At 67.1% G+C, this 12,947-nt stretch carries 10 protein-coding genes; 4 read left to right on the top strand and 6 right to left on the bottom strand.

The annotated features are described in order from the left end of the window. Window positions 1–93: 93 nt before the first annotated feature. Window positions 94–1,734 carry a peptide chain release factor 3 gene (locus ACFWF3_RS07260; RefSeq protein ID WP_378636033.1) on the top strand — a complete coding sequence of 547 codons (1,641 nt, stop codon included), beginning with the start codon at window positions 94–96 and terminating at the stop codon, window positions 1,732–1,734. A 19-nt stretch (window positions 1,735–1,753) separates the two neighbouring features. Here the strand turns inward: ACFWF3_RS07260 and ACFWF3_RS07255 are convergent, their stop codons facing one another. Both ACFWF3_RS07255 and ACFWF3_RS07250 read right to left on the bottom strand, forming a co-directional pair. Further along, window positions 1,754–2,320: a nuclear transport factor 2 family protein gene (locus tag ACFWF3_RS07255; protein WP_379312873.1), complete on the bottom strand. Its 567-nt coding sequence runs from the start codon at window positions 2,318–2,320 to the stop codon at window positions 1,754–1,756. Between the two features lie 240 nt (window positions 2,321–2,560). Then, window positions 2,561–3,433: an Abi-alpha family protein gene (locus tag ACFWF3_RS07250; protein WP_378993200.1), complete on the bottom strand. Its 873-nt coding sequence runs from the start codon at window positions 3,431–3,433 to the stop codon at window positions 2,561–2,563. 405 nt (window positions 3,434–3,838) lie between these two features. Here ACFWF3_RS07250 and ACFWF3_RS07245 point away from each other — a divergent pair, with 405 nt between their 5' ends. Beyond that, window positions 3,839–5,053, top strand: a complete 1,215-nt coding sequence (locus ACFWF3_RS07245; protein WP_379312872.1) for a hypothetical protein — start codon at window positions 3,839–3,841, stop codon at window positions 5,051–5,053. Beyond that, a complete protein-coding gene (locus ACFWF3_RS07240; protein ID WP_379312871.1) occupies window positions 5,044–5,946 on the top strand; it encodes an Abi-alpha family protein in 903 nt (300 codons plus the stop codon). Before ACFWF3_RS07245 ends, ACFWF3_RS07240 begins: the two co-directional genes overlap by 10 nt. A gap of 58 nt (window positions 5,947–6,004) precedes the next feature. Here the strand turns inward: ACFWF3_RS07240 and ACFWF3_RS07235 are convergent, their stop codons facing one another. Together ACFWF3_RS07235 and ACFWF3_RS07230 are read right to left on the bottom strand one after the other, a co-directional pair. Beyond that, the gene (locus ACFWF3_RS07235) at window positions 6,005–7,795 is read right to left on the bottom strand and encodes an ABC-F family ATP-binding cassette domain-containing protein (protein WP_379312869.1); all 1,791 of its coding nucleotides are present in this window, start codon (window positions 7,793–7,795) and stop codon (window positions 6,005–6,007) included. 197 nt (window positions 7,796–7,992) lie between these two features. Further along, window positions 7,993–8,928 (bottom strand): 4-(cytidine 5'-diphospho)-2-C-methyl-D-erythritol kinase, encoded by a 936-nt coding sequence (locus ACFWF3_RS07230; RefSeq protein WP_378993204.1) that lies wholly within the window; start codon window positions 8,926–8,928, stop codon window positions 7,993–7,995. A gap of 153 nt (window positions 8,929–9,081) precedes the next feature. Between ACFWF3_RS07230 and ACFWF3_RS07225 the strand changes: the two genes are divergently transcribed. Then, window positions 9,082–9,288: a heavy-metal-associated domain-containing protein gene (locus ACFWF3_RS07225; protein WP_378993206.1), complete on the top strand. Its 207-nt coding sequence runs from the start codon at window positions 9,082–9,084 to the stop codon at window positions 9,286–9,288. A 345-nt stretch (window positions 9,289–9,633) separates the two neighbouring features. On the opposite strand, the gene rsmA is transcribed toward ACFWF3_RS07225, so the two are convergent. Further along, window positions 9,634–10,518: a 16S rRNA (adenine(1518)-N(6)/adenine(1519)-N(6))-dimethyltransferase RsmA gene (gene rsmA / locus ACFWF3_RS07220; protein ID WP_378993208.1), complete on the bottom strand. Its 885-nt coding sequence runs from the start codon at window positions 10,516–10,518 to the stop codon at window positions 9,634–9,636. 34 nt (window positions 10,519–10,552) lie between these two features. Then, entirely contained in the window at window positions 10,553–11,710 is a 1,158-nt protein-coding gene (locus tag ACFWF3_RS07215) for an alpha/beta fold hydrolase (protein ID WP_379312867.1), read from the bottom strand. Window positions 11,711–12,947: the final 1,237 nt, after the last annotated feature.

Below are 12,947 nucleotides of genomic sequence, written 5' to 3'. Positions count from 1 at the left end.
CCTCCTGGGACTACCGAACAATTGATCCCCCCTGTGACCACCCCTTCAGCCCCTCGTACCCTGGAAAGGCTGCCCCCACCGAAAGGCTCCCCTTTGTCCGAGTCCGGAGAGAACGTCGCCCCCACCCCCCGCGGGTTACCCGCCGAGGTGGCCCGTCGGCGCACGTTCGCCGTGATCTCGCACCCCGACGCGGGTAAGTCGACGCTCACCGAAGCGCTGGCCCTGCACGCCAGGATGATCTCCGAGGCGGGCGCCATCCACGGTAAGGCCGGTCGCAAGTCGACGGTGTCGGACTGGATGGAAATGGAGAAGGCGCGCGGTATCTCGGTCAGTTCGACCGCGCTGCAGTTCAACTACCGCGCCGCCGGGTCCGATATCGACAATGTGATCAACCTCGTCGACACCCCCGGCCACTCCGATTTCTCCGAGGACACCTACCGGGTGCTCACCGCCGTCGACGCGGCGGTGATGCTGATCGACGCGGCCAAGGGCCTCGAGCCACAGACGCTCAAGCTGTTCCAGGTGTGTCGCCACCGTGGCATCCCGGTGATCACCGTGATCAACAAGTGGGACCGGCCGGGTCAGGCCCCGCTCGAACTGCTCGACGAGATCAGCGAGCGGATCGGCCTCACCCCCACACCGCTGTTCCTGCCGGTCGGCATCGCGGGCGATTTCCGCGGCCTGCTGCGTCGCGGACCGGAAGGCGAGGCCGCCGAGTACATCCACTTCACCCGCACCGCCGGTGGCGCGACCATCGCACCCGAGGAGTACCTGACCGCCGACGAAGCCGAAGCCCGCGAGGGTGAGGCGTGGACGACCGCGGCCGAGGAGAGCGAACTGCTCTCGGCGACCGGGCAGGACCACGATCAGGAGATGTTCCTGGCGGGCCAGACCTCGCCGGTGATCTACGCCTCGGCCATGCTGAACTTCGGTGTGCGCCAACTGCTCGAGACGCTGGTGCAGCTCGCGCCCGCGCCCGGCTCACGCGAGGACGTGACGGGCAAGGAACGCACGACCGGTGACCCGTTCAGCGCGGTGGTGTTCAAGGTGCAAGCGGGCATGGACACCGCCCACCGCGACCGGTTGGCGTTCATGCGGATCGTCTCCGGCGAATTCGAGCGCGGCATGGTGGTGACCCACGCGCAGACCGGTCGCCCGTTCGCCACCAAATACGCGCTGACGGTCTTCGGCCGCGAGCGCACCACGGTCGACACGGCCTACCCCGGCGATGTGGTCGGTCTGGTCAACGCCACCGCGCTCGCGCCGGGTCACACGTTGTTCGTCGAGAAGAAGGTGGAGTACCCACCGATCCCGAGCTTCGCCCCCGAGCATTTCGCGACGCTGCGCGCGCAGAGCGCGGGCAAGTACAAGCAGTTCCGCAAGGCCATCGACCAGCTCGATTCCGAGGGCGTGGTGCAGGTGCTGCGCAACGACGCGCGCGGTGACGCCACCCCGGTGCTGGCCGCGGTCGGTCCGATGCAGTTCGAGGTGGTCACCGCGCGGATGCAGGGCGAGTTCAACGTCGAGACCCAGCTGGATTTCCTGCCCTTCACGCTGGCACGGCGCACCGACGCGGAGTCGGCGCCCGAGCTGGATCGCCAGCGCGGGGTCGAGGTGTTCACCCGTACCGACGGCGTGATCCTGGCGCTGTTCAGCGACAAGTGGCGGCTGCAGTACATCGAGAAGGAACACCCGAAACTCACGCTGGAACCGCTGGTCGCGACCGCGGACTGACGCTGTCTGGGCCGGAGGTTCAGGCGGCAGGCCCGGGATTGCGTTCCACCGAGGAGATGTGGTTCTCCTGGGCGATCATTCCCCAGCGGCTCGCGGTGAGCCGCAGGCTGGGTAGATCGCTGAGCGAGAGCACTACTTCGTAGGTGCGCTCGTATCCGGTGTGCGAGATGCGCCAGTGCCCGTCCTCGCAGCGCACGTAGCTGTCGGTATAGAAGGCGGCGCCGCGCAGGCACATGTTGTGTTCGGGAATGATCACCGTGTCGGCCAGGTACCAGGTGCCGGAGGCGGTGTCGCCGTCGACATCGATCTCGGGGTGGTCGCAGCGATGCTCGGTGATCACGTGCGGTCCGAGGGTGTTGCGCAGGAAGGCCAGGAAGGCCTCGCGCGACTCGAACTGCAGATACTCGCTATAGGTGGCGGTCGCCTCGGGGACCAGGGTGTCGGCGAACTCGTCCCACGACTTGGTGTCCAGGCTGCGCAGATAGCGGTATTTCAGCCTGCTGATCGCGATGCGATCGTCGGGGTCGTCCGGCGGGCGCTCGATGGGTGCGGGCTGTTCGTCGTTGTCCGACGGCGCTGTCGCCATCCATGCCTCCCCCGAGTCCGACCCGGCGACCAACGGCTCGTCCTCGCCGGGCAGCACCGGCGCAGGCCCTGCCCACGCGGCCGCGACAGGTTCGTCGACGTGCACGTTCGGTGATTCCGGGCCCTGCTCCATTTCTCCACGATCCCACCAGAAGCGGCTCGCCGCCCGTTCTGTATCAGATCGCTATCACTGCCGAAACCGGAGTGTGACCTCCGGCGCCGGCCGGCCCGGCTGTCTGAGCTACCCGATGGTGAAGCAGGTGCGGCAGAAATCCTCGCCGAATTCCGACAGACGCAGGCTCTTGCGCACGATCTTGGGCGCGCGGCCCGCCTTCTTGAGCGCGTGTTCCACGACGGGCTGTACTTCCAGCACCATGTACCGGCTCAGCACCACCGGATCGTCGGAGGTGAGCGTGAGTCCGAGGCGGTTGAGATTGATCAGGTAGGACCGAGCGCGGTCCGGGTAGCGCACGCCCGCCTGTTCGGGGACCGAGGTGAGGTCGCCCTGCACCAGCTCCGAGCCGATGCCGAGCGGGCGGTTGGTGCGCACGTCGACCGAGGGTTGAGGACCGTTGAGGGCCATGAATCGCAGGATGCGGGCCTCGTCGGGAGCGACCTCGTCGAGGATGCGGTCGTAGGCCGGGTGCACGTCCTCGGTGAAGTACACGTCGGCCGAGCGGGCCAACAGCGCGTCGCCGCGTCGCCGCAGGTCATCGGTAGTGGCCGAGCGCAGGTACGGGCCGACGGTGATGGCCTGCTGCGACGAACCGTTCGGCGTCGGCACATAGCTGACGATCTCGCGCACCGACCCCTCGGTGACGCCGAGTGCGCTGCGCGCGATGGAGCGCAGGGCATTGCCGGTGCGCTCGGCGATATCGGCGGAGGATTCGCCGTCCAGCGCCGCCTGCGCCAGCTCCTTGGTGACCTCGTAGGTGGTGCCGACAGCCCATTGGCTGCCGCGCACCGCGGTACCGGCGGCCAATCCGGCGGCGCGGAAGACGCCACGGATCAGCCGTGCTTCATTACTGATCTGTCGCTGCTCGACGTCCGAGCTGCGCTCGACGGCGCGGGTACCGGCACGGGCCAGGTCCTGTCCGGTCCTGTCGTCTGTCACGTCCTACTCCGAAGTCTCGCCATGTGAACAGTGCCACCACCTACCGCGCGTCCCCTCTGCACGGTATTTGTGGCCTGTCACGAAAGGTGGTGGTGGTCATTGTGTCCGACTCGCCAAGACGAGTACGTCATTCGGGACAGGTTCTGTGACTGATGTCTCAGACACTACCCTGTGGCCTGACACACGACGAATGGACCCAGTTCCTCATCTCACAGTAGGGTCACCTCGCCGCGGGGGTGATAAATTTTTGGTTCTCGGTGAGGCGGTGGTCACCGGGTATCGGCAGGAGGGCGTGTCGTGTTGGAGAGTGTGTTCGGGTTACACCCGACACTCCTGCTAGAAATTCTGACCATTCCTCTTTTCACAGGAATTATCGGTTACATAACCAACTGGTCCGGCATTCTCATGCTGTTCCAGCCGATCAAATTCCACGGATTCCGACTGCCCGGTCTGCGCGCGGTCTTCCCTTATCTACCCAAGCGGATCCAGGTATTGCCGCTGCTCAGCTATGACGGCCGGATCGGCTGGCAGGGCATCGTGCCCTCGCGTGCCGACAAGATGGCCAGCATCGCGGTCGACAAGGGCCTGTCCAAGCTGGGCAGCGTCGCCGACTTCTATCGCGAGCTCGACCCGGAGAAGCTGGCCGAACATCTGGCCGAGGTGGCCGACGCGCAGATCCGCGACATCGTCGAGGTGATCCTGCGTCGCGAACACCCGCAGCTCTGGTACAACCTGCCTGTTCAAGTCAGGGAGATGATCCATCAGCGGGTGCGTTCGCAACTGCCGGAGATCCTGCGCGACCTCACCATGGAACTCGGCGCCAATATCGATCAACTGCTCGATGTGAAGCAGATGGTGATCCGCTACTTCCAGGCCCGACCCCAATTGCTCAACCAGCTGTTCCAGGTACTCGGCGCCAAAGAGCTTCGGTTCATGCAGAACTTCGGCTTCTACTTCGGCGCACCCTGCGGCCTGCTGCTGGTGCTGGCACTGCACACCACCGGGCTCTCGGCGCTGGTCGTGCTGCCGGTCGGCGGGATCGTCATCGGCTGGGTGGTGAACTGGATCGGGATCAACATGATCTTCGCGCCCGCCACACCGAAGTGGTGGTGCCCGTGGCGGCAGGGTTTGCTGATCAAGCGCCAGCCCGAAATCACCGCGGGTTACGCGGCATTGGTGTCCACCGAGGTCGTCACGGTGGCCAACATCGGCGACGAACTGCTCAACGGACCGCGCTCGGACCGGACCCTGCAGATGCTCGAGGACACCCTGCGCCCGGCCGCCGACCGTGCGCTCGGGCCCGCGCGGCCCGCGGTGAAGTTCATGCTCGGCAGCCGCGAATACGACTCGCTGCAAACAACTCTCACCACGCAAGCCATGACGATCGCGCCTATGGCGTTCGCCGACCCCGCGTTCAATGCTCAGCAGAGCAGGCAGGTCAACGATTACATCGCCCGGCAAATGTCCGCACTTTCTCCCCATGACTTCGTGGACATGCTGCGCTCGGCGATCAAACAGGACGAATGGTTGCTTTTTGTCCATGGCGGCGCGCTGGGACTGCTCGCCGGATACGCTCACATCCTGGTCTTCGGAACAGGAGTAGCGACGACATGGATGTAGACGACGGGACCCCGTCCACCGACATGGTGCGACGATCGGTACCGCCGCTCGAGGTATCCCACGACAGGCGTGGCCTGCTGCCCGTCTCACCGGTGCGCACGGTTCGGGCTGCGACCGGGGTGGCGCGCGTTGCGCTGACCGCCGCCTCGGGAATGACGCTGTGGACCCTGGACACCGCGCTCGGGGTGACCGTCACGGTGTTGCGCGGCAGCATGGCGGGCAACCCGCCCAACGAGGTGCTCGCCGAAGCGGAAACCGAAGTGCGCGACCGGCTCCGGCACGCCCTCGGCCTGCCGACGGGCGCCGAACACCACCGCGAGGACGGCACGCCGACTCTGCGTGAGCAGGGCGCCGAACTGCTGCGGCTGTCCGCCAGCACCACCGCCGCACAGCCCGACACCCATCCGGCCTATCCCGGGATTCTCGCCGAGATCACGCCGGACGAGGCACGGATCCTGCGCTTCCTGCACGTCGACGGGCCGCAGCCCGCCATCGATGTGCGCACCGGGCGGCAGCGGGCGTTCGGTGGCGAGCGGTTGATCAGTGGACTGACGATGCTGGGCGACCACGCCGGCCTGCGGTTTCCGAACCGGGTGCCGCAGTACCTGCCCAACCTGCGCAGGCTCGGGCTCATCGAGTCCACCCGCGAACCCGTCGGCAACCCGCACCGCTACCAGGTCATCGAAGCCCAGGAGCAGGTGCGGGAGGCGTTGAAGCGCCCCGGTTTCGGTACGAAGGTGAGCTACCGCAGCATCCTGCTCACCGAATTCGGCGCCGACTTCGTTCAGACGTGTTTACCGGTCGTCATCAACGACGGTCGCGAAACCACTGGTCCGCCTCCCCGCGACTTCGGGCCGGACTCGAGTGCGCGGTCACGGAGCGTCGGCGGCTGACAGCAGGACTCCCGCCGAGTCAGCCCGTACCCCGGGAGTTACCCATGTGCGTGCGAGATCACTGGTCGGCGGCTTCTGCCAATTCCATCCAGCGCTCTTCTGCCGCTTCTTTTTCGGCGACAACTTCCTTCAGCTCGGCTCCCAGCTTGACCAGCTTGTCCGGGTCTGTCGCGGCGTCGGCGAGGGCGGCATGGAGTTTCTGTTCGCGCTCGTCGAGTTTGGCGATGCTGCGTTCGACCTTCGACAGTTCCTTGCGGGCGGCGCGGCGGTCGGACGAATCCGTCGAGGTGCCACCGGTCTTCGCGGTGAGCGGCTTGGCGTTGCCTGCCATGGTGGCGCGCTTGGCGAGGTAGGAATCGATGCCGCCGGGCAGGTTGGTGAGTTTGCCGTCGCCGAACAGGGCCCAGGTGGAGTCACAGATGCGCTCGACCAGGTAGCGGTCGTGACTGATCACCACCAGCGTGCCCGCCCAGTTGTCGAGCAGATCCTCGAGCTGCTGCAGGGTGTCGATGTCGAGGTCGTTGGTCGGCTCGTCGAGCAGCAGGACGTTCGGCTCGGCCATCAGGATGCGGGTGAGCTGCAGGCGACGGCGTTCACCACCGGAGAGGTCACCGACCGGGGTGCGCTGGCGGGCCGGGGTGAAACCGAGCCGTTCGGCGAGCTGGCCGGCCGAGATCTCCTTGTCGCCGAGCATGATTCGCTGTGCGACCTGCTGCACGGCCTCCAGCACTCGCATATCGGTGGGCAGGTCGTCGAGTTCCTGCCGCAGCCAGCCGATCTGCACGGTCTGGCCCTGGATCCGCTTGCCCTTGGCGGGTTCGGTCTCCCCGGCCAGCGCGCGCAGCAGCGTGGTCTTGCCCGACCCGTTCACACCGACCAGGCCGACCCGCTCGCCCGGCGCGAGCCGCCAGGTGAGGTCGTCGACCAGCACCCGGCCGTCAGGGGTGGTGAGGGCGGCATCCTCGAGTTCGATCACCACGCGGCCCAGGCGCTTGCGGGCGAACGCGGCCAGCGAGACCGAGTCGCGCGGCGCGGGCACATCGGCGATCAGTGCCTCGGCGGCCTCGACGCGATAGCGCGGTTTGGAGGTGCGGGCCTTGGCGCCGCGCCGCAGCCAGGCCAGCTCCTTGCGGGCCAGGTTCTGTCTGCGCGACTCCGAGGCGTCGGCCTGACGTGCGCGTTCGGCGCGGGCGAAGATCCAGTCGCCGTAGCCGCCCTCGTAGACCTCCACCTTGCCGCCGACGACCTCCCAGGTGCGGTTGGCGACGGTGTCGAGGAACCAGCGATCGTGGGTCACGACGACGAGCGCGGTGCGCCGGGCGACCAGGTGTTCGGCCAGCCACTGCACACCCTCGATGTCGAGGTGGTTGGTCGGCTCGTCGAGGACCAGCAGGTCCAGGTCGCGCACCAGCGCCGCCGCCAGCGCGACGCGGCGGCGTTCACCACCGGAGAGGTTCGTGACGAGGGTGTCCAGGCCCAGATCGGCGATGCCGATGCCTTCGAGGATCGAGCGCACGCGCGAGTCGGCGGCCCACTGGTGGTCGGCGATGTCGGCGGTCGACAGGTCGTCGGACAGCCCGGCGAACACGATCGAACCGATGCTGGCGCCCTCGGGCAGCACGCCGCGCTGGGTGACCACGGCCATCCGCAGCCCGCCCACTCGGCTCACCCGGCCCTTGTCGGGCGGCTCCAGTCCGGTCAGGACCTCGAGCAGCGTGGTCTTACCGCCGCCGTTGAGGCCCACCACCCCGATCCGTTCCCCCGCGTGAATTCCGAGGGAGACGTCATCCAGCAACGGCTTGACACCGAAGCTCTTGGAGACCTGTTCCAGGTTGATCAGGTTGGGCATTGCCGCCTCTCCGCGACTTCAGGCCAGACATAGGTGCGGGGTTGCGGTGCGTCGGCGTCCGACGGGGGATTGCTGGACCAGTTGGCCCGTTCCCGGTGAATTACCCATGTTCGTGCGAGATCTGTTGATTGCGATCATAGTGGACGCCGCCGGTCGCTCTGACCGGCACCGCGGCGGCCGGGCTCAGCTGGTGGTCGTCAGCGTTTGGAGTGTGCCTCGGTGTCGAGCACGCGGGCGCCCTGAACAGGACCGGTGGCCGTGCGCACGCTGCGGCACACGCCCGCGCCTGCCAGCTCCGCGGCGACACCGATCGCGGCCTCCTCCGATTCGCAGAGGAACGCGCACGTGGGCCCCGACCCAGAGACCAGCCCGGCCAGGGCGCCCGCGCCGACGCCCGCGCGCAGCGTGCGGCGCAGTTCCGGTTTCAGGGAGAGTGCCGCGGCTTGGAGGTCGTTGCCGAGTAGCGGCGCGAGGGTGTGCGGGTCGCCGGCGGCCAGTGCCTGCATGAGTTGCTGGGGATCACCGAGGCGCGGCGGCTCACCTTCGGCGCGTAGCCGGTCGAGTTCGCGAAAGACCGAGGGGGTGGACAGACCGTCCTTGGCCAGCGCGAGAACCCAGTGAAAGGTGTTGCGCGACAGCACCGGAAGCAGGCGTTCGCCGCGGCCGGTGCCCAGTGCGGTGCCGCCGTGCAGGGAGAACGGGACGTCGCTGCCGAGTTCGGCGGCGATCGTGGACAGTTCCTCACGGGTCAGGCCGAGGTCCCACAGCTCGTTCAGCCCGACCAGGGTCGCGGCCGCGTCGGCGCTGCCGCCCGCCATACCACCGGCCACCGGGATGCCTTTGGTGATCGCGATCTCGACCAGCGGGGCACGGCCCGCCAGATGCGCCAGGCGGACCGCGGCCTTCCAGACCAGGTTGGTGCGATCGGTGGGCACCTCGGCGGCGCCTTCGCCGCTCACCCGCACGGAGAGCGAGGCCGAGGGGGCCAGACGGAGGTCGTCGGCGAGGGACAATGCTTGGAACACGGTGGTCAGGTCGTGGTATCCGTCCGGGCGCAGATCAGCGACTCCGAGATGCAGGTTCACCTTCGACGGAGCTCGCACGACGACCGGGCTGGGCACAACTGACAGCACGATTCCCCAGCGTAATAGGTTCCACCGACTAGTACGCACGCCGAATGCCCGGCACTCGGCCGAGGGGTTGCGCCAGGTACCCTTGGGGGGTATGTTCGTTCGTGTCGGGGACATACCCCTGGACCGTATGTTGGAAGAGCGAAGGAGCCGGCCATGGCCACCACCACCTACACCGTCACGGGGATGACCTGCGGACACTGCGTGAGCTCGGTCAAGCAGGAGATCGGCAAGATCGATGGCGTCACCGGCGTGGAGGTCGACCTCGCCAGCGGCCTCGTTCGCGTCGACAGCTCGGGCGAACTGGCCGACGCCGATGTTGCCGCCGCGGTCGACGAAGCGGGCTACGCGCTGAGCGCCTGACTCCACCCGTGCTGGGCGAGCAGGCGCCGCGCGCGTCCAGCTCGCCCAGCATCGACCCGGTTCGCGACAACGCCCCCGTTCACCGTGGGTTCACCCACGTCAGGACGCGTCACGAATCATCCACAACGTCATCCACATCTTTCCCGGACGTGGTGCGACACAAATTTCCGGGTTCCACCGGGAGCGCCGTCCGCCGATCATGATCAACTCCGAGTGCCGCGAAAACCGGTTGTCCACAATTGCTTTCACAGGGGCACCACAACCCGCGCCGGTGAACGGCCGGTGTACTGCGGGTTCTCCTGCGGGAGCCCACGATTCGCCGCACGGGCGTACCGCTCGCGCCGATCAGGTCGTCGCAGCCAACCGGACGAACGCCGACGTCTCCAGGGTCTCGCCCCGTGCCGTCGGATCGATCCCGGCGGCGACGAGCCGGCGCTCGGCCTCGGCAGGCGAGCCCGCCCACCCGGACAGCGCCGCCCGCAACGTCTTTCGCCGCTGCGCGAACGCCGCGTCGATCACCTCGAACACCCGCCTGCGATGCGCGTCGTCCATCGGCCACGGCGCTTCGGCGTATCGGTCGATCCGCACCAGACCCGATTCGACGCGCGGCACCGGCCAGAAGACCTGCGTCCCCACGTGACCGGCCCGCCGGACCTTTCCGAAGAAACCCGCCTTGACGCTCGGCACCCCGTACACCCGGTTCCCCGGCTCGGCGGCAAGCCGGTCGGCCACTTCCGCCTGGACCATCACCAGCGACACCATGATGCTGGGCAACGTCGCGAGCAGGTGCAACAGCACCGGCACGGCCACGTTGTACGGCAGGTTCGCCACCAGCGCGGTCGGGACGGCGGGCAACTGCTCCGGACGCACCCGCAGCGCGTCCGCCTCGACCACGCGCAGACGCTCGACCAGGCCCGGCGCGCGATCGGCGACGGTTTCGGGCAGATAGTTCGCGAGCACGGGGTCGATTTCGACGGCGACCACCTGGTCGACCACGTCGAGCAGCGCCAACGTCAGCGAGCCGAGACCCGGGCCGACCTCGAGCACGGTGTCACCCGCGCCGACACCCGCCGCGGACACGATGCGCCGCACGGTATTGCCGTCGTGCACGAAATTCTGTCCGAGCTGCTTGGTGGGTCGGACACCGAAACGCTCGGCCAGGGTCCGCACCTCGGCGGGACCGAGCAAGGCGGCACGGCTACCTCGAGCGGAATTCTCTGGTTCGGACACTGCTAGAACCTACCAACCTCGTTGATCGGGCAGCTCAGCGCTGTGTCGGGGCCGCGTTGACACGCGCGAGGAAACCGTCGATGGCGGCGAGTTGCTCGGGCGAGACCGAGCCGTGCTGGCCGTTGCCGAGGACCACCTGCTGGTCGACGCCGTTGGCCGCGAACTGGGCGACCAGCGCCGCGTACAGCGGCGACGGCACGACCATGTCGGCGACGTTCATGGACAACAGGATCGGGGCATCGTAACCACTGGTCGGCAGCATCATGTAGGCCGCGAGCGGATCGCGCAGCGGTGCGAGCGGGCGGGCCAGCAGGTCGGCGGAGGTGACGCCCTTGGTCGACGCAAGGATCTCGTCCAGGCACTGGCTGCCCGCGGCGTCGACAATTTCCTTGCCGCGCGGAGTCAGGTAGGAGTCGATGCCGAGCGCGGGGTCAGTGGCGCGCAGACCGGCCAGGATGCTGACGATGAACGAGGTGGTGGCGCTGGAAAGCCCCGGCACCATCGGCGTCGTCGGGCTGACGAACGGCAGGATCTTCTCCACGTCCGAGGCTGGGTCGATCGCGGCGACACCACGGAAGTCGAGCTCAGGGGCGTACTCAGCCTGCACGTGCGCCGCGCTCAGCGCCGCGTGACCACCCTGTGAAACGCCGAGCACGCTCCAGGTGCGCGAGAGGTCGTGGTTGGCGGCGCGGGCAGCACGGACCAGATCGATCGTCGCAGTTGCCTCGCTGCGCACCTCGAGGTACGGGTGCGGGCCGGTGTCGAATCGGCCGAGGCCGAGGTAATCGGGCGCGACGACGGCGAAGCCCTGGTCGACGAACCGCTTCAGCAGCCGGTCCTCCCCCCCGCGCTGCTGTTGGAAGGGCGCGGTCTCCGGATCGGCCTGACCACCGCAACCCGGGCCGGAGCCCGAGGTGCCGTGGTCGTATGCCAGGATCGGCCAGCCGCCGACCGGTGCGTCACCTTCGGGCAGGAACATCGCGCCGCTGGCCGGGCGCTGGACGCCGGCCGAGTCGGTCATCCAGTACTCGACCGACGAGCCACGGTCGAGCCCGTGCCAGCCCGCGGGTTCGGCCTGCACCGAGATGAGCGAACCGGGGGGCGCTGCCATCGCCGGGGTGTACGCGGCTGAGGCGAAAGCGCTCGCGACCAGCGCGGCGACAACAGTGACCCGGATCGGGTTCTTCAGCACGGGTCGGCCTCTCTACCAGGCGATCAAGATCTTGGACGAGTGTACAGATCGAGTGGATATCCGAAGTCGACATCGCCCACCGCGAGCTGCGCCACCAGATCGGCGTGCAGCGGCGAGCACCGTACGGTCGGTGACATCGATAGGCAGCAGGATGGGCGCGTCGTAACGGAATTCCAGTTCCGGCGCGTAGCTCGCCTGCCCGTGCGGGTCCCGAGCGCGATTTGCTCCGGCCGACAGCACCACCACAGCAACCGCACGCCACCAGCCCGAAACCGAAGACGCCCCAACCGCCCGTCGAATTGTCAACAAGCCGAGACCACCGCACGAGCACAGCGAACTCGGGGAAACGAGAGCACGTTACCCCAGAACCCGAGGGCCCGCACAGTACGCCGCAACCACAAAACGGCCCGGCCAGGATATGACGCCCCGCCGCAGATCACTCTCGTCACGCTGCACTGACCGGTCGATGCCGACTCGCGACGGGTCGCGGGGTCGTCCTGCCAGCAACAGGGCGCACCAGACGCTTGACTACCCGTAGGATTTCGCCAATTTACCAATTATTCCGACAATCAATTCAATATTCCTCGCACAAACGTCGTCACCCGGTTTCGGGGGGGTTGCCTGGAGAGAAGAATCCGATGGGATAATCGTTACTCCTACCGATTTTGACACGGAAACGGCGGCCGCTACGGTGCACGAACTACCATTCCAGGGGTTGAGATCGGCGGGATAACCAAGTGTCGCGGCGAGCTCGTCGTCCCGTTGATTCGAATTTGGATTCAGCGGCTGCCCGATCCACCATCCAGCATCAAGAAAGCCGATACCGTCGGCACCCCATGTGCACGAACTGGCTACCACCGATCCGCCGTCTTCCTTCGAAATAACCTTCGAGGTCAGCTGATCACCGCCCGTCGCCTGAGACACTTCGGCTGCCGTAACGAAACCGCAGATACCCTCATTGTTGCCCGAGGTCGATTGCGACGAGGTGATGACTGGGTGCCCGTTGGAAGCTTCTGGGGCGGCGCTTCGACCGCCTGAACATCCGCTAGTCAGCAGTAGACAGGGGACGATAGACATCATCAATCCAACTCGCATAGACACTCGCATAGACATGCGGCTACTCAAACCAACTCACCTCTTCGGGGTACTCATCCTCGTCGTCTGGCCAGTCACTTGGTCCAACTACCCCGGGCGAGGGGCGAAATGATTCGGATCGGGCAGTAGAAGGGTCTGAAGC

The organism is Nocardia sp. NPDC060220, assembly GCF_042727815.1.
Taxonomy (GTDB): Bacteria; Actinomycetota; Actinomycetes; order Mycobacteriales; family Mycobacteriaceae; genus Nocardia.
Note: the sequence above shows the minus strand (reverse complement) of the source record. Positions and strands in the feature narration are given on the sequence as shown.